Below are 20,037 nucleotides of genomic sequence, written 5' to 3'. Positions count from 1 at the left end.
TAGCTTGATCAACGACCAAGTAGTCCTGCTTTCAGGGGGATTGATGGGCAACATCTCGGTAAGGAAGCCCAAGTCGGCGGCCGTGGACGCGGGCGCGGATGAGGGCGCGGCCGCGGACGCGCAGAGCTGATCGGGAATCACGTGTCCTCCCCCCACAGCGCTGCCGAGACCGACGACCAGCCGGTCGCGGCGGTGGCGGGCGTGTCGGTCACCTACGGGTCCACGCGCGCCCTCGACGACGTCTCACTCGACTTCCCCGCCGGGGTCACCGGCCTGCTGGGGCCCAACGGGGCCGGAAAAAGCACCCTGTTGTCCCTGTTGAGTACCGCGACCAGACCCAGGTCGGGCGCGGTCACGCTGCTCGGCGAAGCGGCCTCGGGCCGTGCGGGGGTGCGGCGGCTGCGACAGCGGATCGGGGTGCTGCCGCAGAGCTTCGGTTTCTACCCCCGTTTCACCGTCCTGGAGTTCACCGAGTACGCCGCCTGGCTGCGCAAGGTGCCCGCCGCCAAGCGCCGTGAACGTGCCCTGGCGGCACTGCGCCTGGTGGAGATGGAGAAGTACGCCGACCGCCGGATGGGCGCCCTGTCCGGTGGCATGCTGCGCCGGGCCGGTATCGCCCAGGCCATGGTCAACGAGCCCTCGCTGGTGCTCCTCGACGAACCGACGGTAGGACTGGATCCCGCCCAGCGGGTCGGATTCCGGTCCCTGATACGGGAGTTGAGCGAACGCTGTGCGGTCGTGATGAGCACACATCTGGCCGAGGACGTCGCGGGGGTGTGCGACCGGGTGGCCGTACTGCTCGACGGGACGGTCCGCTTCACGGGCACGGTCGCCGAACTGTGCGCCCTGCCCCGCAGCAAGGCCGAGGCCGAGGCGAGTACGGAAGGGGCGGGCGGAGAAGAGGCGGGTGGAGAAGAGGCAGTCACGGAAGTCGACGGCGGCGCCGTGGAAGCCGGATACCTGCATCTCGCCGGACCCGGGACGGTGCGCTGATGCGCCTGCTGCTCACCGAGATGCGGCGCGGCGAGGCGAAATGGGCCGCCGCCCTGATGTGCGCGATCGGTATCTACTACTTCACCGCCGAGGACCCGGAGCAGAGCGACTGGATCGGCTGGTGGACCCAGACCAGTCTCCAGGTCCAGCTCTACTCGGTGATCGTGATGGGCTCGACGATGAGCGCGGCGGCGGCCTGGGGAGCGGGCCGTGCCTTCCGCCACCGCACCCGGGTCTGGGCCGACACCGCAGCCCAAAGTGCTTGGGCGCAGGCGCTGTTGCAGTGGTTCGCGGTCTGGCTGTGGGCACTGATCGCCTACGCCGTGCTCATCGCCCTCGCCTTCTCGCGGACCGCCTCGGTCAGTGACGTCAGCGAACCGTCCTGGACACCGCTGCTGCTCGGCGCCGCGATGATGGGCGTGCAGATCGCCCTCGGGGTCGCCATCGGCTCGGCGTTCCCCTCACGCGCGGTCGCACCCTTCGCGGGGATCCTCTGGTACGGCTTCTTCGTCTGCGTGGCGTTCGTCCCGAACACCGCTCTGGACAAACTGTTCCCGGCGATAGACGAGTTCTGGAGCTCGGAGTTCGAGCCGAACCGGTCCCGCATGCTGATCGCCGTCGTCTGGTGCCTGGCACTCGCCCTCCTGCTCACCGCCCTGCCGGGACTGTGGCGCCGCGCCGCCCTGGCCCCACGGCCCCTCGCCGCCGGAGCGCTCGCGCTGGTCGCGCTGGTCGCGGGCAGCACGCTGGTGGCCTTCCGGACCCCGACGCCCGACTCGTACTGGGCGGTGCGCAAGCCCCAGCCCGCCCAGCCGCTCTGCGCCGCGAGCGGTCGTAGCAAGGTGTGCCTGTGGCCGGAGGACCGCCACCTGCTGCCGACGGCCCGTGCCGCGGTCGACACCCTCGACTCGGGACTCGGCTCACTGGAGGGCCTGAACCGGCGGTTCTACGCCAGCGGCCTCACCCGCCCGCGCGGCCACACCGCCGAACTGCCCCTGATGACACCGGCACAGACCCAGGAAGGCCTGACCGACGCCCTGTACACGGCGGCACTTCCCGAACCCGAACCGCCCAACTGCGCACCCCACGTGCTCAAGGAGACCGGCGGCTACCCCGACACCTTCCTCTTCGAGGCCGCCGTACGCGCCCGTCTCGGAGCCCCCGGCGAGTACTACGGCGACAGATTCGGCCGCGCCCTCGACCGGATCACCAGCCTCCCGCGCGCCGAGCAGGACACCTGGATCGAGCGGGCCGCCGAGCGGATCAGGGACTGCCGTCCCGTCCCTGAGTTGCCGAGGTGAACGACCCTGTGGACCGACCTCGACGAGCGGAGCCCGCGACGGAGAACCCTTCGCCCGGCCGGACGTCCCGCCCTCAGCCCGTGACGGAGAACCCCTCGCCCCGTCGGATGCCCGGCCCTCAGTCTGTGACGGAGCGCCCCCGCCAAGTGCTCGGCCTCCGCCCGCACTTGGCCGCCGCTTCCGCCTTCGTACGCTGCCGCGGCCTGCCCCGGGCAGCCGCGGCGGCACTGGTCATCGCGCTGGCGGCGACCGCCTTCGCGGGGCAGCGCGTGGCAGTGCCCGAGTTCCGCTACCTGGTGGACTTCAGCGTGCCGATGGCGGAAGTCGTCCCACTCGCCCATGCCGTGCTCCTGGCCGCGACGCTCTTCTCGCCCATGGCCGATCTGGAGCAGACCTCGGCCCAGCCGATGGACCGCCACCGGAGCGTGTACCTGGTGCTGTTGCTGGCCCTGGCGGTCGGCCTGAGCGTGCTGCCACTGGCAGGCGGAGTGAGCGCAGACGTGGCGGTCGCCGCGGCCCGCAACGCCGTCGGCTACCTCGGCCTCGCCCTGATCAGCGCCCGTCTCTTCGGCAGCGGCCTCGCCTGGCTGCTCCCGTTCGGCATGTTCGGCCCGACGCTGCTCCTCGGAGTGGACAGCGACAACACACCGGAGCCCTGGGCCTGGTCGCTGCATGCCTCGGACAGTGCGACGGCCAGTGCTGTGGCGGCGGCGCTCTGGTTCATCGGCGCCTGCGTCGGTGCGACGGCGAGGCCGCGGCAGGTGGAGCGGGCCGAGCGGCGGTAGCCGTCCCGAGAGGGACGGCTGATGTCGCCCGGCTCTGCCGCCCCGGACCGCGAAGTGCCCCGACGAATTGCGAAGCAAGCGTCCCGCCGGGTGCCCCGTCCAGTTCCGGGCGTCGGGGCGCCGGACTGGCCAACGGTCGGCTGCGGCGCGCCTCGCCGTGACGACGGACCGGTCAGCGGGGCCGATCCAACGCGTACACCGTGACGGCGTTCCCCATGACCTCGTCCTGACGCCGTGGGGAGAAGCCAAGGCGCTCGGCCACTTTCACCGACGGCTCGTTGCCCGGTCGTATGAGAGCCGTGAAGTAGTCCTCTTGGAGCGTGGCGAAGCCCCAGTCGAGACAGGCTCGTGCGGCTTCGGTCGCGTATCCGTGCCCCCAGTGCTCCGCACGGAGGGTCCAGCCCAGCTCGACTTCGTCGAACTGCTCCCAGTACTGCAAGCCGCTGCGGCCCACGAATTCCCCGGTCGACCTGAGTTCGATCGCGCACAGGCCGTGCCCGCGCTCGGACCACTGCCGCTCGATCAAGGCGAGTCGTTCCAGGGCTTGTTGACGGGAGTAGGCCCCGACGAAGCGATTGACTCTCGGGTCGGCATGCAACTCGACGAAGAGGTCGGCGTCCGCGGTCCCCAGAGGTCGCAGAATGAGCCGCTCGGTTTCGATCACGCGTCCGAGGATATGGGGAGCCACCGACAGGAGCCGATGGGCGGCGTCTTCCCGACCGCGCGAGCCGTGCTTCTCGCCGAACGCGTCAGCCCGCCCTCTGCAGAACGTAGTAGCTGCGCGAGTCGGGATCCCCGAACAGGAAGAAGAGGCGCAGGCCCTTTTCGCCGCGTTCCATCTCCAGCGTCCACGTGTACGCCTTCGGGGCGGGCTCGCCATCCTGGCTCGCGCGCGGCTCGCCGTCCTCCGGTTCCCGGGTCTCCGCTGCGGTCCGCCGCGTGACCTTCAGGGAGACATGCTGCCCGTCACCCCAGCCCGACGGCCTATCCGTGAGCCGCCACGTCCCGGTTCCGGACAGGCGCCAGCCCTCGTCGAAGTCGAACTCCTGGCCGTCGAGGCGCGCCACCTCCGCTGTGCCGTCGGCCTTCAGTACGACCCGCGTACCGTCCAACCCCCGCCAGGTTCCGGTGAGTTCGGAGCTGCGGACATCCGTGACCGAGGGGACGGAGTCGTACTGGTGCGGGTTGCAGCCCTGCATGGCCGGAACCGACAGCGGGACGACGACGAGGGCTGTCACTGCTCGGATGCGGCGCACGGGTGCTCCTTGAAGCCGCCGCCCCGGACGGGCGGACCGTGCCCATCCTCGTCGGAGGGCGGACGGCGCCGTACGCGGGGCGGCGGAAGGGCGGTACGCCGCTCAGCGGGCGAGGCGGTCGGCCTTCACCGCGGAGACGAAGGTGCCCCACGTGCCGGTGGTGAAGCAGAGTGCGGGGCCGTTGGGGTTCTTGGAGTCGCGTACGGGGATGCCGGTGGGGTGGGTGTCGACGACCTCTAGGCAGCTGCCGCCGTTTCCGTCGCTGTAGGTCGACTTGCGCCAGCCGCCGAGGGCGGAGGCTTGGGGAAGCGTGTGCTCAGTCATGGTGTCCGTAATCCTTCGCCGCTGCTCGCATGAGAGCAAGCGATTCCTTGATCGGCAGAGCGTCGCCCAGGGCCAGGTCGTAGGTCCCCTGCAACTGTTCGACAATAGCCGGGGAATCGTGCAGCGTCCCTGTGTAGAGCCCCTCTGTGTAGGCGGCCGGTGGCTGGTCCTCGAACGACATCAGGGACAGCATTCCTGGCAGCAGAGAGTGAACGCCAAGGCCGAGGGGAAGCACGTGAATCCGCACTCGCCCTGACTCGGCCAGACCGATGAGGTGCTGGATCTGCTCCAGCATGACCTCCGGACCACCGACCGGGCGGCGGAGCACTGCTTCGTCCAGAAGCGCCCACACCATGGGAGTGGTCGGGTCGGTAAGAATCTTCGCCCGGTTGAGTCGAGTGACCACCAGCTTGTCGCACTCCTCAGCGCTCCATGGAGGGAAGACGGCGCCGATGACACCTCGCATGTAGGGCTCCGTCTGAAGAATGCCCGGGACCAGAGACGGCGCGAACTCCCGGATCACCGTTGCCTGTTGTTCGAGTTCGAGCGCCGACTCGAAGTAGTCGGCGATCACGACGTCGGTGCGCGGTAGAAACGTCTGCAACACATTCCCCGTGTTCAACGCCCTGTCCAGCCGCTTCGCGTCGTCCTTCGACGGAACCCTGCGCCCCGCCTCGATGTGCGAGATGTGCGAACGGGTCATGATCGCGCGATCCGCGAGCTCCTGCTGCGTCAGACCCGCTGCCTCGCGCTGTTCCTTGAGCCAGTCGCCGTACTTGCTGCCCATGTGCCAACTCCCTCGCGACGGAACCGATGTCACTCCCCGCCCCCTGGCGAGACTACGCCGAGTGACTTCAAGCTGTGAGCGAATTGCTACACAGAGAGAGGTTGTGGGTTGGATGGCGATGCTCGGCGGGCGGTTGCCCGTGGCGGAAACGGTGTGCGGGGAAGGGGAGTTGAGGTGGTTGCCAAGGGAGTCGTACGTGCGGTCAGCAGGGGATTCGGTGCCGGTGGAGGGGGACTTCGGGCAGTGGTACATGCAGTTCACCACCTCCGTGAAAGCCGTGGCCCTCGCTCGGCATCAGTCCGAAAAGACCCTGCGCGCCTGGGGTTACGGACAGTGCGACACCGACCGGATCGTGCTCGCCGTGAGTGAGCTGGCCACAAATGCCGTACGGCACGGGCGAGTTCGGGATCGGCTCTTCGAAGTACGGCTGACCGAGGAGCTCGACGGGCTGCTCCTTGAGGTGTCCGATGCCTCGGAGCGGGTGCCGCGGCCCGTGTGCGCCGGCGAGGACGACGAGAGCGGACGTGGGCTCGCTCTGGTCGCCGCGCTCGCCGAGGACTTCGGTCACCATCCCCGGGTGCCGATCGGCAAGACGGTCTGGGCGAGGTTTCGTACGGAGGCAGCCGTGCGGGGCCCGGAGGGCAGGGACCCGCGCTCGTGAGCCGACCGGGAATGGCCGGTCCGCGCGAAATCGGTTGGACACGTCCGGGGCTCGCCATGACGATTCGCCCTGTGACAGACACAGACAACGCCGCCGCGCGCCCCACTCCCGCCCCCACGAGCCCGAAGTCCGTGGGCTTCGTCGAGCTGTCGCGGGAGACCATGACCGCCTTGCTGAACCACGACCTGGCCGGTGCCAGTAGGGAAGCGGGTGTCGCTCTGACCGAGTTCTTCGTCACCGAGGACGCGCGGTGGGTGTGGCAGTACCGGCTCGATCAGCTGGCCGCGAACCCGGCGTGCGCGGGGTGGATCACGCAGATCGTGGTGGACGAACCGGGGGGCGACGTCGTGGGGTACGCCGGGTTCCATGGGCCGCCGGACGGGGCGGGCATGGTGGAACTGGGGTACTCGGTGGTCCCTGAACACCGGCGGCAGGGCTATGCGCGGGCCATCCTGACCGCGTTCCTGGACCGGGCCACCGCCGAACCCCTCGTCAGAAAGCTGCGGGTGACCATCAGGCCCGACAACACCGCCTCGTTGGCGACGATTTCGGGCTTCGGGTTCGAGAAGGTCGGCGAGCAGTGGGACGAGCGGGACGGGCGCGAGATCGTCTTCGAGCTGCCTGTCTGATCGCCCTGTCCAAGCGGGGTTGGGTCCGGCTTGACTCTCCTCTGCCGCTTCTGAAGAGTCGCCGGTATGAACGACGCACTCTCCGCCCTGCCCGTCATCGAAGAACTGTCGCCTTCGGTGACCCGCCGCCTGCTCGGCGAGATCCCGGTCCTGGTCGTCGACCACCCGCGTGTCCGGGGCGCGGTCAGCCTCCAGGGCGGCCAGGTGCTCGCCTGGCAACCCGCCGGATCCGCGCCGGGCCTGTGGCTGGGCGAGCGGAACACCTGGCAGGCCGGGAAGCCCGTCCGGGGCGGGGTGCCCCTGTGCTGGCCGTGGTTCGGTCCCGCCGCGAAGCCCTCGCACGGCTTCGCCCGCCTCCTCGACTGGGACCTCGTGGCGCACGAGGAGAGGGAGGGCGGGGTCCTGCTGGCCCTGGAGTTGAAGGCCTCGGAGAAGACGCGTGAGGTCTGGCCGCACGAGTTCACCCTGAGCATCCGGATCGTGCTCGGCGCGACGTGCGACATCGAGCTGGAGGCGCAGGGCGACCACAGCAGTACGGGCGCGCTGCACACCTATCTGGCGGTCGGCGCCCTGGGCAAGGCGGAGGTCTCCGGTCTCGGCGGGAGCTACCGCGACAACCTGCTGGCGGTGGACGTGTCCGACGTCGACGGCACGGTGGTGCCCGCGGACCACATCGAGCGGGTCTACACCGAGCCGGAGGACGTCAGCCTGCTCAGGGACGAGGCCCTCGGCCGGGTCGTCGAGCTCGCGCACCGTGGGGCGAGCGATGTCGTGGTCTGGAACCCCGGCGCCGAACTGGCCGCCTCCATGGGCGACTTGACCGACGAGGACCACCGCCACTTCCTGTGCGTGGAGACCGGACGGATCAACGCCCCGCTGGTGAGTACGGAGGAGCGCCCCGGCCGACTGGGCCTCACCCTGCGCCTGCTCCCCGCCTGATCCGCTCGGGCGCCGGCCACCGACAAGATCCAGCCGCCCCCCGGCAAGATCCGAACGAGAGGCCCTACGAGCCCTACGAGCCCTACGAGCCCTATTGGCCCTGCTCGGGCCCCTGGGCCTCCGCCGCCTGGGCCAAGTCCTGTCGCGAATGCGCACCGAGCTTGCGCAGGGCACGCGCCACATGCTGTTCGACGGTGCGGGAGGACAGGTGCAGCGTCTCGGCTATCTCGCGGTTGGTCAGGCCACGGCCCGCGAGTACCGCCACCTCGCGTTCGCGCGGGGAGAGGCGGTCGCCGTAGCCGGGGCGGCCCGGCGGGCGGCGGTCGGGGGCCTGGTGGTTGGTGCGCAGGGTCGCGCGTACCCGGGCGGCGTCCCAGACTGCGGCGAGGTCGTCCAACACCCTTGCCGCCGCGGTCAGTTCGTCCACCCCGCGGCTCGTCTCGCGGCCCCCGGCCGCCAGCGCGCAGCGGCCCGCCGCCTCGCGGGCGAGCGCCGCCTCGTACGGGCGCGGCAGTGCTTCGTAGGACTCGGCGGCCTCGCGGAACAGCTCGGCGGCGGTGACGTGTTCCTCGGCGCTCTCCGCGAGCGCGGCCCGGGCGCGGGCGAGCGAGGCGGTGGCGACCGGGACCGGGCGGCCCTCGACGCCCTCGGCGAACTCGGTCACCCACTGGGCGGCCCGCTCGCGCCGACCGGTGAGGGCCTGGGCCTCCACGGCCCAGGGCGCGAGGTCGGCCGCCCAGGCCCAGACGCCCTTGGCGCGCAGCCGTCCCCAGGCCAGCTCGGCTTCCTCGGCCGCTGCCTCCGGCTCCCGCCGGGCCAGTGCGAGCCGGATCCGCAGTGCCGAGGCGGCGGCGCCCAGCGGTACGGGTCTCTCCTCGTTCGACACGGCGTTGCCGGTGAGGAGTTCGAAGCAGGTGCTCCAGTCGCCGCGGGCCAACGCGAGCAGCGCCCGTACCAAGTTGGCGTCCACGGCGGCGAGATGGTCCTCGCCGACCTCGATCGCGTACGCCGTCGCGTGCTCGCTGAGAGCCGCCCACTGGCCGGTGGCCATCCGCAGCAGCAGTTCGGTACTGCGGCCGGTCCGGTGGGCGCCCGAGGCGCCGGTGCGGGAGGCGAGTTCGCGGCCCTCGGCGAGCAGCGCGTCCGCCGTGGCGTACTCACCGAGCCAGTACGCGCAGTCGGCGGCGTTGACCACGCCGCGCGCCACCTGCTGGCGCGCCGCCAACTCCTCGGTGTCCCGGGGGAGTTGCTCGACGAGTTGCCAGGCGCCCGGAGCGCCGATGTTGAGCATGACGGTGGCCCGGTTGGCGGCGACGGCCATCTGTACCGCGAGGTTGCCGCTCTCCTTGGCGGCTTCCTCGGCCCGCTCCAGCCAGCGGAGGTTGGCCTCCAGCGGCGGGCCGGGCCAGTACGGCATGGCCAGTGCGGACATGGCGCGCGCCGCGAGATCCGGACGGGACTCCAACTCCTCGGCGGCCTGGGTGAGTTCGGCCCGTCCGCCCTCGCCGAGGCCGACCGTGTTGGACAGCAGCAGGGCGAGGTCCAGGCGCATCTCGCCGCGTACCTCGGTGGGCAGGTCGACATCCTCGACGATGTGCCGCATCACGCCGACCGTCTCGTCCACACGCAGCGCGATGACCGCGCTGCGGGCGAGCAGCAGGGCCAGTTTCACCCGATGGTGCTGGGGGATGCCGGTCGCCGAGAGCGTGCGGTCGAGCAGGACGATCGCGTCCATGTGCCTGCCGCCCGCCGCGTACTGCTCGGCCGCGCGCTCCACCGCGCGCAGCCAGTCCCGGGTGCGCCCGCCGTGCCGGTGGTGCCGCGCGAGCCGGGCCCAGGGCACCGGCTGGCGGCGGCCGAGCGTACGGGCGGCCCTGCGGTGCATGTCCTCGCGCACCGTGCCGGGCAGCAGGTCGTGCACCGCGTGCGCGGCGAGCGGTACGTCGAATCCGTAGCGGCCGCGGTCGAGTTCGCGCAGCACCCCGGCCGCCTCGGCGGCGAGCAGCCCGGCCCGTCCGGTCTCCAGGGGCACTCCGGCGACGGCGGCCAGTTCGTGCGCCGGGGCGGGCTCGCCGAGCACGCCCGCCGCCCACACCACGGGGCGGTGCTCGGCGGGTATCGCGCGGATGCGGCCCGCGATCAGTTCGGCCAGGCGCACCGGGACCCCCACCGCGTCCACTTCGGCGGCGCCGTACGGTTCCTTGCCACCGTCGTCGAGCGCGCGCAGCAGGTCCGCCGCGACCTGGGCCACGCCACCGGAGCGCTGGTGCAGCCGCGCCGTGAACTCGGCGCTGCACCGGTGCGCACCGAGCACTTCCGCCGCGTATGCGGCGATCTGTTCCTCGGTGAGCGGTTCGAGGGGGATCCGGATGACCGCCGCCTCGGCCGGGTAGTCGACGGGGCCGCCGAGCGGCAGCCCCGGCTCGGGAAGTTCCTCCGGGCGGTAGGTGAGTACCGCGACGAGTCCGGCGGGCGGTTTTGTCAGTAGCCTGGTGAGGAGGGCGAGGGCGGCGGGGTCGGCGCGGTGCACGTCCTCGGCCACCAGGAGGACGGGGTCGGTGGCGGCGGCGAGGTCGCCGAGCGCGGCGAGCGCGCCGAGGGTCGCGGGCGACGGCGGAGTGGGGGCGGTCGTGGTCGCGGTGTGGGGCGCGGCGGGGGTGGCGTCCGGTGCGAAGGTCTCCGTACGGGCGCCGGGTATGCAGGGTCTGGGTTCCGTCCCGCTCGTGCGGTCCGGACGGTCTGCGCGCTCCGGACGGTCCGTGCGGTCGACACGGTCCATGCGGTCGACACGGTCCGGGCGATCGAGGTGTTCCAACCGGTCTGCCCGGTCCGCCCGTTCTGTGCCGTATTCCGCTCTCTGGTCCGACCTGTCCGTCCGGTGGGTCGCCGTGCGCGGGTGGTTCGCGTCCGCGGTCGCGGGAGGGGTGGACGTAGTGGCGGCGGTACTACGTACGAGCGGGCGTTCGACGCGCTTCACCGCCTCGCCGGAGGCGGTGAAGGCGAGGACGAGTGCCGACCGGGCGCGGGACTGGGGCAGTTCGAGGAGCCGTTCCACCAGGCGCGTCTTGCCCGTCCCGGCCCGCCCCGCGACCAGCGCGATCCTGGGTTCGGAGCTCTGCGAGACCAGCAGGTGGCGCAGTCGGCTACCTGCGGTAGTATCACTGCCGGTCACCGCGCGATCACGCCCCTGCTCATGGTCCTGTCCGACCGAGCGGTTGTGCTTGGCGGCGTGCGGTGCACGGCACCTCGGCAGGGTGCGCGTACGGCACGGTCGCGACACCTGCCGGGTCGGGAGTTGTTTGCGTATCCGTAGTTCAGTGTCCCTGATTGTGTGCCCCTACGGCCAGCCCCGATGGTGGATCGCACCACCCCCCAGGTACGTGTCCGGGGCCTCACGAGGAATCCGGACGCGGTCGGTGAGCGTCCGGACCGTCTCCCCACAAGGCGGTCCGGCCTCTCCATCGACCGGGTGCCAGAGCAAGCAGGCCGACGCCGTCAGCGCGTGTATCCACCATCCCGACTCACCCCGGTCAGGAGATCTGGAGCAACGCATGAGCACCGTCAAGAACCCCGGACCGCTCGCCGCCCTCACCGGCCTCGCGGCCCGGGCGCGAGTTGCCAGGGTCACCGAGGCGCTGTGTTCGATGCCGGTGAGTGCCGAAGCGGTCCCACTGCTGCGACGGTTCGCCAGGGACACCTCCCGGCAGTGGGACCTGCCCGGCAACGCCGAGGAAGCGGCCTGCGTCATCGTCACGGAACTCGTGACCAACGTCCTTTTGCACAGTGGCAGTCGCGATGTCACCCTGCGGATCGTGCGCGGCGACTGTTCCCTCACCATCCATGTCGACGACGACGGCCGCTGGAAGCGCCGTGAGGGCGCCCGCCGCGCGAGCCAGGACGCGAACGTCCCGTGCGGCCGCGGGCTCCGCCTGGTCGACGCCTACGCGGTCGCCTGCGAGGTGGACGGCAGCGATTACGGCACGCGCGTACGTGCCGAGATCGCGGTCGGGGCCTGAGGGCCCGCACCCACACCCGCACCCGCACCCGCACCCGCACCCGCATACTCAACTTCCGCTTTTCATAAGGGCGTTCCCGATGCGGTGGCCCTGTCGGCCTCCGGAAGTTCTTCGGCGCCCGCGCCGCTTTCGCTCTCTCGGTGCTCGCCGTCCCCTTCCGCTTCCCGCCGTCTACGGGGCGGGCTTGAGGCCGTCGAGAACGATGTCGATGTAGCGGTGCCAGTCCCCGCTGCGGTGGTGCACGATCGAGGTCAGGCCGCAGGTGAGGGCGAGAATGTCGGAGCCCTGGACGTCCCCGCGGATGGTGCCGCCCGACTGGCCCTTGCCGATCAGTGACATCAGTTCCGCTTCCAGGTCCTCGCGCAGGGGGCTGCGCGGGCCCGCGGAGCCGAGGGCGCCTTGGGTGACCGCCGTCGCGAACCCCCGGTCCCTGGACTCCACTTCGGCGATGTGGGTGAGCAACAGGTGCAGCGCTTCGAGGGGTTCGGCGGAGTCGCGGCAGGTGGTGCGGTAGTAGGTGAGGATCTCGCCGAAGCGTTGCTGACCTGCGGCCAGGACCATGGCCTGCTTGGTCGGGAAGTGGCGGTACAGCGTGCCGATGCCGACCTCGGCGCGGCGGGCCACCTCGTCCATCGAGACCTCGGAGCCGCGCTCCGCGAAGAGTTCGCGCGCGGCGCTCAGCACGCGGGCCCGGTTGCGTTCCGCATCCGCTCGGCGGCGGGGATGTGGGGGGGTGGGATTCTCGTCCTTGCCCGTGGAACTCATGCGGAACCTCCTTCCGTTTTTACCTATACTATGCCTCCGTTTCTTCCCGATCGGGAGAGGTACGGGTACCCGTTCAACGTGCCTGCACAGCACGCGAAAAGCCGCGTACGCGGTGGGTGCGTACGCGGCTTCGCGAGCGGGGCCTTCCGGGCGGAAGGCTCAACAGGCCGATGGATCAGGCCCGTTGTGCCTCCAGTGCCTTCATGATGCCGCCCCACAGGGCGACTCGGGCGCGCAGGGCGGCGGTCACCGTGTTGCCCGCCTCCTCCCACTTGGCCTCGTCATCGCCGCACAGGTCGGCGACCATCGCCATCGCCATCGGGGTGTGCTCCTCGCCGTCCACCTCGATGTGGCGGGCCAGGTACTCGCGGAACGTGGCCAGCTTGCCGCCCTGGTCGTCGACCTTGATGACCTGGTCGAACATCTCGGGGATCAGGTCCTCGCGGCCGAAGGCGAAGGCGGCGGCACGGCAGTGCAGCGGGGCCGTCTCGATGAAGTCCCAGGTGGCGTTGACGAAGGTGGCGGCGGCCGTCGGCACCTCGGCGGTGACCAGGGCGGAACGTACGCGCTCGCCCTCGCGGATCCGGTCCAGGAAGCCGTTGATCGTGCCGACGTCGGCACCGGCCTCGGCCATGCCGTTGACGTACATCTCGAAGTGACTGATGAAACCGTCGCCGAGCTCGTCGCTCTCCTCGACCAGGACGATGTCGTTGATCAGCCGGCGGCTCTCCGAGGAGCCCTGCGGAACCCAGGGGACCTGCACACACGTCAGGCTGCGCTGAAGGCTCTTGAGCAGCGACATGAAGTCCCAGACGGCGAACACATGGTTCTCGTTGAAGGTGTTGACGTCCTCAAGCGTGTTGAGCTGGTGGTAGATGGGGTGTTTGACCACTTCGGCGCGCGCCGTCTCGATGACCGCGCGCAGCTTCTCGATGCGGGCGTTCTCTTTACCCCAGTCGTATCGCGACACAGGAATCCCCTTGCTCGTGTATGTGTGGCAGCCGCTGCCGCGAGAGTCGTTATGGGCTGATCTCACGGCAGCACACAGCGGGCTGTGAGCATCACTATGAACGGACCTCACATCGGCTCGCAACGTGATGTGAGGTCCGGCGATCGAGTGCAAACGGGGCGCGGGGCAGGCGTGTTCCAGGTGAGAGCGGGTTCGGGTGTGTGCAAGTGCGGGAATTTCTCTGTTGCACACCTTGCGGCGACCGGGAAATGGAAACGGAATCGCCGCTTCCTGTCATGGTTTTCGCCTGTGAACGCCTTGCCGGACCGTCTGTCCTGGCGTTCAGTGGGAGTTTCCGGTGAGGTCGGCGATCGACAGCAAACCGGAAATCAGTACGCGGGAATTCGCGGGTTGTCGTACGCCGTGTGGGCGGACGCTCAGACGCCGCCGCCCAGTCGGTATCCCACACCGCGCACGGTGACGATCCAGCCGCTGTTGCCCAACTTGCCGCGCAGGCTGCTCACATGGGTGTCGATGGTCCTGCGGGACCAGGAGTCGCCCCAGACCTGCTGGAGCAGACGCTTGCGCGGGATGACGGTGTCCGGGTGCGAGGCGAGCAGCAGCAGGACGTCGAACTCCTTGCGGGTCAGGCAGACCGTCCGGCCGTGCAGGCTGACCTCGCGGGAGTTCGCGTCGATCCGCAGCGGGCCGTGCTGGATCTCCCGGGAGGTCTCCGGCTGCTGCTGCACACGTCGCATGACCGCCTCGATACGCGCCAGGAGTTCGCGGAAGCCGTACGGCTTGACCAGGAAGTCGTCGGCCCCGGCCTGGAGTCCGAGCACCCGGTCGAGTTCGGTGCCGCGGGCGGTCACGATGATCACCGGGATACGGCTGACCGACCGGATCGCCCCGCAGACCTCAAGGCCGTCCAGGTCGGGGAGTTCGAGGTCGAGCAGGATCAGGTCCATGTCCTCGAAGGCCGTCAGGGCGGCTGCGCCCGCCTTGACGCTCACGGCCTCGTGGCCGTGTCTGCGCAGTCCGAGTACCAGGGACTCGGCGCTGTCACCGTCGTTGTCGACGACCAGGATCCGCTGCCCGCTGGGGAGCTCCACGGCTTTGCGCACCGCCGCCGAGGCGCCTTCGCTCTCGCCGGTGTGCGGCGCGGCCGGGCCGGGGCGCGTGGTGATGCCGGATTCCGTGAGCGTTTCGGACGAAATCTGTGCCATGTCTCTCCCCCTGAGTCATGTGCTCCGCCCGGTGGCCAAAAAAGCCGTCGGAACCCGAAACGGAAGGCGAACCTACAAGACGGCTGTGTCGGAAATGAAGGAGCGCGACCCTTCTTTCCGGACAGAGGGCTGCCACCCGTCATGGCCGCACAACTGTTCCGAAGAAGGTGAGGAGTGGCCTCGCGCTGGGACGTTACCCGATTTCGCCAGGCCCGCGGTGGGGAATTGGTCAGGCTTTCCCGGGGATGCGGGAGGGGTCAATTCCGGATATGGGTTCCGGTCGTTCTTCGCGGGCGCGGGTGTCAAGTGACCCTGGAGCGAAGGGATTCGGCCGCCCCGCCCGCGTGCGTGCGTCCCCCGGCGCACCGTTGGCGGCGGGGGAGAGGCCCGGGTCCGGGGCGGCCGTTCGTCAGGCGGGCAGCAGCGCCAGATCGAGCGCGGCCAGGCGGGCGGGGTCCGCGATGATGTCGATACGGGTGATCCGTCCGCCCCGCACCTCGAAGGCGCCGACGGGTGTCAGCGCGCCGTACGCCGGGGCCATCATGCCCATCCGGCCGTCGACCAGGGCGAGTTGGGAGCCCTGGGCGCGGTCGGCGAACATCCGCGCCCGGCCCGCCACGGCCTCGGCGCCGACGACCTCCGCGAGGGCGCCCGGCGGAACCGCCACCGGGTCGGCGCGCAGCACCACCTCGGGGTCGAGCAGCGTGAGCAGGTCGCCGAAGCGTCCGTCACGGGCCGCCGCGAGGAAGGCGCTCACCACCGCGTGCTGCCGGGGCAGATCCGAGTCCGGCGAGGTGTCGGCGGTCTGTACCCGGCGCCGGGCCCGGCTGGCGAGCTGCCGCACCGCAGCCGGGGACTTGCCGATGATCGTGGCGACCTCCCCGAAGGGCACGGCGAACATGTCGTGCAGGACGAAGGCGAGCCGTTCGGCGGGGGTGAGGGTGTCCAGGACGATGAGCATCGCCCGGCCCACCGAGTCGGCCAACTCGGCTTCGCGCACCGGGTCTTGAGGGAGATCCCCGGCTCCGCCCGTGTGCGGGTCCGGCTCGGGCAGCGGGCCGCCGAGCAGTTCCTCGCGGCGCGCGGTGCGCGAGCGCAGCATGTCCAGGCAGATGCGGCCGACCACGGTGGTCAGCCAGCCGCCGAGATTCTCCACATCGGTGGTGTCCGCGCGGCCGAGCCGCAGCCAGGACTCCTGTACGGCGTCCTCCGCCTCGGCCGCGGACCCGAGCATCCGGTAGGCCACCGCTCGCAGATGACTCCGGTGCGCCTCGAACTCCTCCGCGAGCGTCGGCCAGTCGCCCTTGTTCACCGGTCACCTCATCGCGGCTCGTGTCCCGTCATGGGAATGACGGCTGTGACGCAGCGTATGTGACACGGGGAGGGCGGGCCGCGGGGAGGTGGTGTCGGCCATCGCCGCACGGCAGGCGTGGTGCGGGGCCATCCCACGGTACGGGTGCGCCGCCCGGTATTGGTCCGCCGTTGCCGGAACGGACACATCCGGAATCTCAATTCCCTGGTGAGAAGGATGAGTTGATGGCGTTGCCAAAAAGCTTCACACCTTGGCCGGAACTCGACAGGGCCCAATCCGGCCTCTCGGCCCCGCTGTTGACACTGTGATCGGGCTCGCCTCTAATATCGCTACCGGAACTGGATTCCGCTTCCGAATTGCTGTCAGGAGGTGCATGTTGTCTCTGGCCGAGCAGTTGACTCCCCCGGCAGTCGATCTGGACGAGATCGAGTCGTCGGCCATCTGGATCGAATCGCACCCTGTCACTCGTGTACGGATCAACTCCCTTGCTCTCGCGGACTCTCCGCGCCTGAACGGGGAGGACCAGGACCACGTACGACTGCTCGCCGGAGCCGGGCGCCCGCTGCCCGCCATCACCGTGCACCGCGCCACCATGCGCGTCATCGACGGCGTGCACCGGGTGCGCGCCGCCCAGCTCAACGGACAGGACGAGATCGACGCCCGGCTGCTCGACTGCGACGAGGCCGCCGCCTTTGTCCTGTCGGTCAAGGTCAACGTCACGCACGGGCTGCCGCTGTCCCGCGCCGACCGGGCCGCCGCCGCGGCGCGGATCATCCTGACCCACCCGCAGTGGTCGGACCGCGCGGTCGCCGCCGCCACCGGCATCTCCGACAAGACCGTCTCGCGGATCCGCTCGGTCACGGACACCGCGCCCTCGGCCACCCGGCTCGGCAGGGACGGCCGGGTACGCCCGCTCGACAGCGGCCAGCGCCGCCGCCGCGCCGCCGCGATGTTCCTGGACCGGCCCGAGGCGGGGCTGCGCGAGGTGGCCAGGGCGACCGGACTGTCCCCGGCCACGGTGCGGGACGTACGCCAGCGCATCGCCCGCGGCGAGGACCCGGTGCCCAGCCGCTACCGCAACACCCGCAAGCAGGACCGCGACCCGGCCGCCGCGAACCGGCGCCGCCCGCAGCCCGCCCCGGCCCGTACCGAGCGGGTCCCCGTCGGCGTGGACCGGCAGAAGCTCCTCGCCAAGCTGAGCGAGGACCCCTCCCTGCGGCTCAACGAGGCGGGCCGCCGCGCGCTGCGCTGGCTGCACCACTACTCCGTCGACGGCGACGGCCTGGAGACCCTCGGCCGCGGCCTGCCCTGCCACTGGGCCCCGGAGGTCGCCGACCTGGCCCGTAGCTGCGCGGCCGCGTGGAGCGAACTCGCCGAACAGCTGCAGCAGCGGGCGGAGTAGCCGAGGCCGAGGAGGAGCGCCCCGCCTCCCGGCGGGGTGCCCGGCCTTTGCGGTCGCCTACTGCCGACGCGTCTCCGACTCAGGTCACTACGGCAACAAGTCCTGGGCGGCCACGGTCAGGAGACGGCCGCGGACGGCGAACTCCGAGGGGTCCTCGGCCGCTCCCGCGCGGTCGGCCCAGGTCAGGAAGGCCGTATTGCCCTCCCCGCCGTCGAAGACGGCCGCGGCCCGTACCTGGAAGCGGTCGGCCGCCGTGCCCGACTCGGCCGTGACCTCGCCGCCGATGGCGCCGAACTCGTCGGAGACGATCCGTGCCCGGACGCTCGGGACCGCGGCGCCCGCGTTCTTCTGCGTCCAGGCCACCAGGACGCGTCCGTTCGACAGGGTGGCCACCGTCGGATCGTCGCAGGTGATACCGGTCCCCTCGGACGCGGGCAGCGGCAGGACCTGCTCGACGCCGTCGCCGTCGTAGACCGCCGAGTAGACCTTGGAGGTGTCCTCGGAGACGGCGCGGACGTAGGCGAGGGCGAAGTGGCTGCGGAAGGCGAGCTGTCCGTCGGGGCCGACGTAGGGCTTGTGCAGTGCAGCGACGGCGGGCTTGCTGCTGCGGCCCAGGAAGCCGGCGAGGTTCGGCTTGACCTCGCCGGTCACCGGGGTCCCGTCGGACGCGAAGATCCTGAAGACCGCGCGGCCGCCGCCGACGCCGGGTGCGCCGACCCAGGCGACGACACAACCGCCGCCGCCCAGTGCGGTCACGACCGGGCGTTCGTGGAATCCGGCGGTGGCGTTGACGGCCAGCTCCGCGCCGACCGGTGCGCCGTCCGGACCGTAGCGCCGTGCCCGGACGCGCCGTTCCTGAGCCGAGCCGACCCAGACCACGAGGAAGCCCCCGTCGGGCAGCGAGGCCACCGTGGGACGGTGCTCCGGGTCGACGTCGTCGGTGCTCACCGCGATCTCCGCGCCCAGCCGCTGCCGCGACTGGTCGAGCCGCTGTGCCTTCACCCGGCGCCCGCCGGGCTCGGCGGGTACCTCGATCCAGACCACCACCGGTCCCATGCCGGTGTTGTCGGCGGCCGGGAGAATGCGCCGCCGTGACTCGGGACCGGGCTCGTTGACGACGAATTCCGTACCGGCCCGAGTTCCGTCCGCCCGGAAGGCCTGGCCTTTTACCGTGCCGTCCTGGAAATCGCTCCAGCAGACCAGATAGTGCGTACCGAACAGTTCGGTGACCGTCGGGAACTGCTGAATTCCGGCGGTGGATGTGTTGACCAGGATCTCGGACATGTCCGGTGTCCTCCGTGAGCGAGGGATGGGGGAGAGGTGCGCAGAGGGGCGGACGGACGGGGTGTGGTCAGGGGCTCAGCCCCCCACCGCGCTTACTCCCTCGTGCAGGGTCTCCTGCGTCCGGCGTACCTGTTCCAGCATCATCCGCACCGATTCGAGGTGACCCGAGACCAGAACCCATTCCGCCGGAGTCGTCCAGCCCGGGCGCCGCCAGAAGTCGGTGAGATCGGCCCAGTACTGTTCGTCGTGGATCTGGCCGACCAGCTTTCTGATGTCGTCCACCTGGGCGTCGAGAAGTTTCGGGTCGTGTTTCATCGGGTTCCTTTCCGGAGTGGACTTTCGCGGGAATTCCCTTCCTCGCGTCGGTCGATGGTGACCGAATTCCACGCGTATCCGGAACCTCCGGCACAGGTTTCACCCGTACAGCTTCCGCATGATCGATTCTGTCCGGCCAAGTGGCGGGGGCTCCCCGGTGCGCCGGCCGGCGGGCCTCACCCGAGCGGCTCGGCCCGGCGGTCGCCCGCCGCGCGGCGCTGCGAATCTGGCCGTGTATCAGTCGACTTCACCTGCCGCGCCGCCGGGCCCCGGGCCTCGCTGTGCGGCCGGTAGGAAAGGTTGTCCCATGCGCACCGACGACGATGTGCGAGACCTGCCCCCGTTCGTCCTCAAGCGGATCCGGAACTCGCGCGACTGGGACCGGTTCCTGGTCGCCCAGACGCAGCGCTATCTCCTGCGCGCCCTGCCCGAGGCCAAGGCGCGTGAGGTGTACGCGGAGCTGACCCGGGTCGCGGCCGGACTGAACGGCAACCGTCAGTCGCTCACTCCGGCGGACGTCTTCGCCCGGATGGAGCCCGTCCTCGACACCCTCTCGGAGCTGGAGGACCTCTGCCCGCCGCCCAGGCCCCTTCCCGTCGGCGTCCGCTGGCCGAAGCCGCCGGTGGGCGGGAACGAGGTCGCCGGTCCGCTGCCCGACCCCTGGCTCGTCCTCGGTCCGGTGCCCGATCCGTGGCTCGTCTCCGCCCCGTTTCCGCAGCCGTGGGAGCCGTTCCAGGACGTGGCCCCGGTCCGGGCGCTGCCCGTCCTGGAGGCGCTCGGTTCGCTGGCCGAGGCGTTCTCCGACGGGCAGGCGGGCAAGCGGTTCGGCAAGGTCCTCACCGGCGTCCGCGACAACCTCGCCTGACACACGGCCTCGTTCGGCAGGCGCCCGGGTGTGACGCGGGAGCGCGGGCGCCTCGCGCGCGCCCTCTCGCACCTCAACTCCTCGCCCTCGCCGGGCCCGTTCACGTACCGCCCACCGGCGAGCGGCGGACCGTACCCGCGCGCCGCGGCCCGCGCACGGCCGACACGCTGGGGCGATGTAAGGCGGCGCGACTCCTGACACCTGCCGGACACTTCCACGACCTGCCCC

21 protein-coding genes are annotated in these 20,037 nt (G+C 70.8%); 10 read left to right on the top strand and 11 right to left on the bottom strand.

All coding sequences use genetic code 11. The features are described from left to right. The first annotated feature begins 4 nt into the window (after positions 1–4). From HUT18_RS34160 to HUT18_RS09200, 4 genes are all read left to right on the top strand, one after another. Positions 5–130: a hypothetical protein gene (locus HUT18_RS34160; RefSeq protein WP_303246535.1), complete on the top strand. Its 126-nt coding sequence runs from the start codon at positions 5–7 to the stop codon at positions 128–130. 11 nt (positions 131–141) lie between these two features. Next, positions 142–993: an ATP-binding cassette domain-containing protein gene (locus HUT18_RS09210; protein ID WP_254878494.1), complete on the top strand. Its 852-nt coding sequence runs from the start codon at positions 142–144 to the stop codon at positions 991–993. Continuing rightward, positions 993–2,294: a hypothetical protein gene (locus tag HUT18_RS09205; protein ID WP_176099446.1), complete on the top strand. Its 1,302-nt coding sequence runs from the start codon at positions 993–995 to the stop codon at positions 2,292–2,294. Before HUT18_RS09210 ends, HUT18_RS09205 begins: the two co-directional genes overlap by 1 nt. A 125-nt stretch (positions 2,295–2,419) precedes the next feature. Beyond that, on the top strand, positions 2,420–3,079 hold the full coding sequence (locus HUT18_RS09200; protein WP_176099444.1) for a hypothetical protein: 660 nt from the start codon (positions 2,420–2,422) through the stop codon (positions 3,077–3,079). A gap of 172 nt (positions 3,080–3,251) precedes the next feature. On the opposite strand, the gene HUT18_RS09195 is transcribed toward HUT18_RS09200, so the two are convergent. The 4 genes from HUT18_RS09195 to HUT18_RS09180 all read right to left on the bottom strand — a co-directional run bounded on the left by HUT18_RS09195 (position 3,252) and on the right by HUT18_RS09180 (position 5,446). Further along, positions 3,252–3,743 carry a GNAT family N-acetyltransferase gene (locus tag HUT18_RS09195; protein ID WP_176096573.1) on the bottom strand — a complete coding sequence of 164 codons (492 nt, stop codon included), beginning with the start codon at positions 3,741–3,743 and terminating at the stop codon, positions 3,252–3,254. Positions 3,744–3,828: 85 nt separating this feature from the next. After that, positions 3,829–4,335 (bottom strand): hypothetical protein, encoded by a 507-nt coding sequence (locus HUT18_RS09190; RefSeq protein WP_176099442.1) that lies wholly within the window; start codon positions 4,333–4,335, stop codon positions 3,829–3,831. A 102-nt stretch (positions 4,336–4,437) separates the two neighbouring features. Further along, positions 4,438–4,659: a DUF397 domain-containing protein gene (locus HUT18_RS09185; RefSeq protein ID WP_176099440.1), complete on the bottom strand. Its 222-nt coding sequence runs from the start codon at positions 4,657–4,659 to the stop codon at positions 4,438–4,440. Beyond that, on the bottom strand, positions 4,652–5,446 hold the full coding sequence (locus HUT18_RS09180) for a helix-turn-helix transcriptional regulator (RefSeq protein WP_176099438.1): 795 nt from the start codon (positions 5,444–5,446) through the stop codon (positions 4,652–4,654). Before HUT18_RS09180 ends, HUT18_RS09185 begins: the two co-directional genes overlap by 8 nt. 196 nt (positions 5,447–5,642) lie before the next feature. On the opposite strand from HUT18_RS09180, the gene HUT18_RS09175 reads away from it, so the two are divergent. From HUT18_RS09175 to HUT18_RS09165, 3 genes are all read left to right on the top strand, one after another. Further along, entirely contained in the window at positions 5,643–6,107 is a 465-nt protein-coding gene (locus HUT18_RS09175; RefSeq protein WP_254878493.1) for an ATP-binding protein, read from the top strand. Between the two features lie 71 nt (positions 6,108–6,178). After that, positions 6,179–6,736: a GNAT family N-acetyltransferase gene (locus HUT18_RS09170; RefSeq protein WP_368661512.1), complete on the top strand. Its 558-nt coding sequence runs from the start codon at positions 6,179–6,181 to the stop codon at positions 6,734–6,736. A gap of 66 nt (positions 6,737–6,802) precedes the next feature. Beyond that, entirely contained in the window at positions 6,803–7,675 is an 873-nt protein-coding gene (locus HUT18_RS09165; protein WP_176099436.1) for a D-hexose-6-phosphate mutarotase, read from the top strand. Between the two features lie 91 nt (positions 7,676–7,766). Here HUT18_RS09165 and HUT18_RS09160 read toward each other — a convergent pair whose 3' ends face one another. Next, complete coding sequence (locus HUT18_RS09160; RefSeq protein WP_176099434.1) at positions 7,767–10,847, bottom strand: LuxR family transcriptional regulator; 3,081 nt, start codon at positions 10,845–10,847, stop codon at positions 7,767–7,769. A gap of 379 nt (positions 10,848–11,226) precedes the next feature. Between HUT18_RS09160 and HUT18_RS09155 the strand changes: the two genes are divergently transcribed. Further along, the gene (locus HUT18_RS09155) at positions 11,227–11,691 is read left to right on the top strand and encodes an ATP-binding protein (protein ID WP_176099432.1); all 465 of its coding nucleotides are present in this window, start codon (positions 11,227–11,229) and stop codon (positions 11,689–11,691) included. A 171-nt stretch (positions 11,692–11,862) separates the two neighbouring features. Here HUT18_RS09155 and HUT18_RS09150 read toward each other — a convergent pair whose 3' ends face one another. The 4 genes from HUT18_RS09150 to HUT18_RS09135 form a co-directional block, all read right to left on the bottom strand. Then, positions 11,863–12,456, bottom strand: a complete 594-nt coding sequence (locus HUT18_RS09150; protein ID WP_176099430.1) for a TetR/AcrR family transcriptional regulator — start codon at positions 12,454–12,456, stop codon at positions 11,863–11,865. A gap of 175 nt (positions 12,457–12,631) precedes the next feature. Beyond that, positions 12,632–13,426: a DUF3050 domain-containing protein gene (locus HUT18_RS09145; RefSeq protein ID WP_176099428.1), complete on the bottom strand. Its 795-nt coding sequence runs from the start codon at positions 13,424–13,426 to the stop codon at positions 12,632–12,634. A 416-nt stretch (positions 13,427–13,842) separates the two neighbouring features. Continuing rightward, positions 13,843–14,631, bottom strand: a complete 789-nt coding sequence (locus HUT18_RS09140; protein WP_176099427.1) for a response regulator transcription factor — start codon at positions 14,629–14,631, stop codon at positions 13,843–13,845. 409 nt (positions 14,632–15,040) lie between these two features. Then, positions 15,041–15,943 (bottom strand): sigma-70 family RNA polymerase sigma factor, encoded by a 903-nt coding sequence (locus tag HUT18_RS09135; protein WP_176099425.1) that lies wholly within the window; start codon positions 15,941–15,943, stop codon positions 15,041–15,043. Positions 15,944–16,316: 373 nt separating this feature from the next. Here HUT18_RS09135 and HUT18_RS09130 point away from each other — a divergent pair, with 373 nt between their 5' ends. Beyond that, positions 16,317–17,345: a ParB/RepB/Spo0J family partition protein gene (locus tag HUT18_RS09130; RefSeq protein ID WP_176099423.1), complete on the top strand. Its 1,029-nt coding sequence runs from the start codon at positions 16,317–16,319 to the stop codon at positions 17,343–17,345. Positions 17,346–17,432: 87 nt separating this feature from the next. Here HUT18_RS09130 and HUT18_RS09125 read toward each other — a convergent pair whose 3' ends face one another. Both HUT18_RS09125 and HUT18_RS09120 read right to left on the bottom strand, forming a co-directional pair. Then, a complete protein-coding gene (locus HUT18_RS09125; RefSeq protein ID WP_176099421.1) occupies positions 17,433–18,629 on the bottom strand; it encodes a hypothetical protein in 1,197 nt (398 codons plus the stop codon). Positions 18,630–18,704: 75 nt separating this feature from the next. Then, positions 18,705–18,944 carry a hypothetical protein gene (locus tag HUT18_RS09120; protein ID WP_176099419.1) on the bottom strand — a complete coding sequence of 80 codons (240 nt, stop codon included), beginning with the start codon at positions 18,942–18,944 and terminating at the stop codon, positions 18,705–18,707. Positions 18,945–19,251: 307 nt separating this feature from the next. Between HUT18_RS09120 and HUT18_RS09115 the strand changes: the two genes are divergently transcribed. Further along, positions 19,252–19,809 carry a hypothetical protein gene (locus HUT18_RS09115; protein WP_176099417.1) on the top strand — a complete coding sequence of 186 codons (558 nt, stop codon included), beginning with the start codon at positions 19,252–19,254 and terminating at the stop codon, positions 19,807–19,809. Positions 19,810–20,037 lie beyond the last annotated feature (228 nt).

The organism is Streptomyces sp. NA04227, assembly GCF_013364195.1.
Lineage (GTDB): Bacteria > Actinomycetota > Actinomycetes > Streptomycetales > Streptomycetaceae > Streptomyces.
This window is presented reverse-complemented; position numbering and strand designations above follow the sequence as displayed.

Coding starts and splice junctions, on each gene's coding strand:
- HUT18_RS09140 (WP_176099427.1), bottom strand. CDS start 14,631: ATGGCACAGATTTCGTCCGAAACGCTCACGGAATCCGGCATCACCACG.
- HUT18_RS09165 (WP_176099436.1), top strand. CDS start 6,803: ATGAACGACGCACTCTCCGCCCTGCCCGTCATCGAAGAACTGTCGCCT.
- HUT18_RS09180 (WP_176099438.1), bottom strand. CDS start 5,446: ATGGGCAGCAAGTACGGCGACTGGCTCAAGGAACAGCGCGAGGCAGCG.
- HUT18_RS09120 (WP_176099419.1), bottom strand. CDS start 18,944: ATGAAACACGACCCGAAACTTCTCGACGCCCAGGTGGACGACATCAGA.
- HUT18_RS09125 (WP_176099421.1), bottom strand. CDS start 18,629: ATGTCCGAGATCCTGGTCAACACATCCACCGCCGGAATTCAGCAGTTC.
- HUT18_RS09115 (WP_176099417.1), top strand. CDS start 19,252: ATGCGCACCGACGACGATGTGCGAGACCTGCCCCCGTTCGTCCTCAAG.
- HUT18_RS09150 (WP_176099430.1), bottom strand. CDS start 12,456: ATGAGTTCCACGGGCAAGGACGAGAATCCCACCCCCCCACATCCCCGC.
- HUT18_RS09155 (WP_176099432.1), top strand. CDS start 11,227: ATGAGCACCGTCAAGAACCCCGGACCGCTCGCCGCCCTCACCGGCCTC.
- HUT18_RS09130 (WP_176099423.1), top strand. CDS start 16,317: ATGTTGTCTCTGGCCGAGCAGTTGACTCCCCCGGCAGTCGATCTGGAC.
- HUT18_RS09185 (WP_176099440.1), bottom strand. CDS start 4,659: ATGACTGAGCACACGCTTCCCCAAGCCTCCGCCCTCGGCGGCTGGCGC.
- HUT18_RS09205 (WP_176099446.1), top strand. CDS start 993: ATGCGCCTGCTGCTCACCGAGATGCGGCGCGGCGAGGCGAAATGGGCC.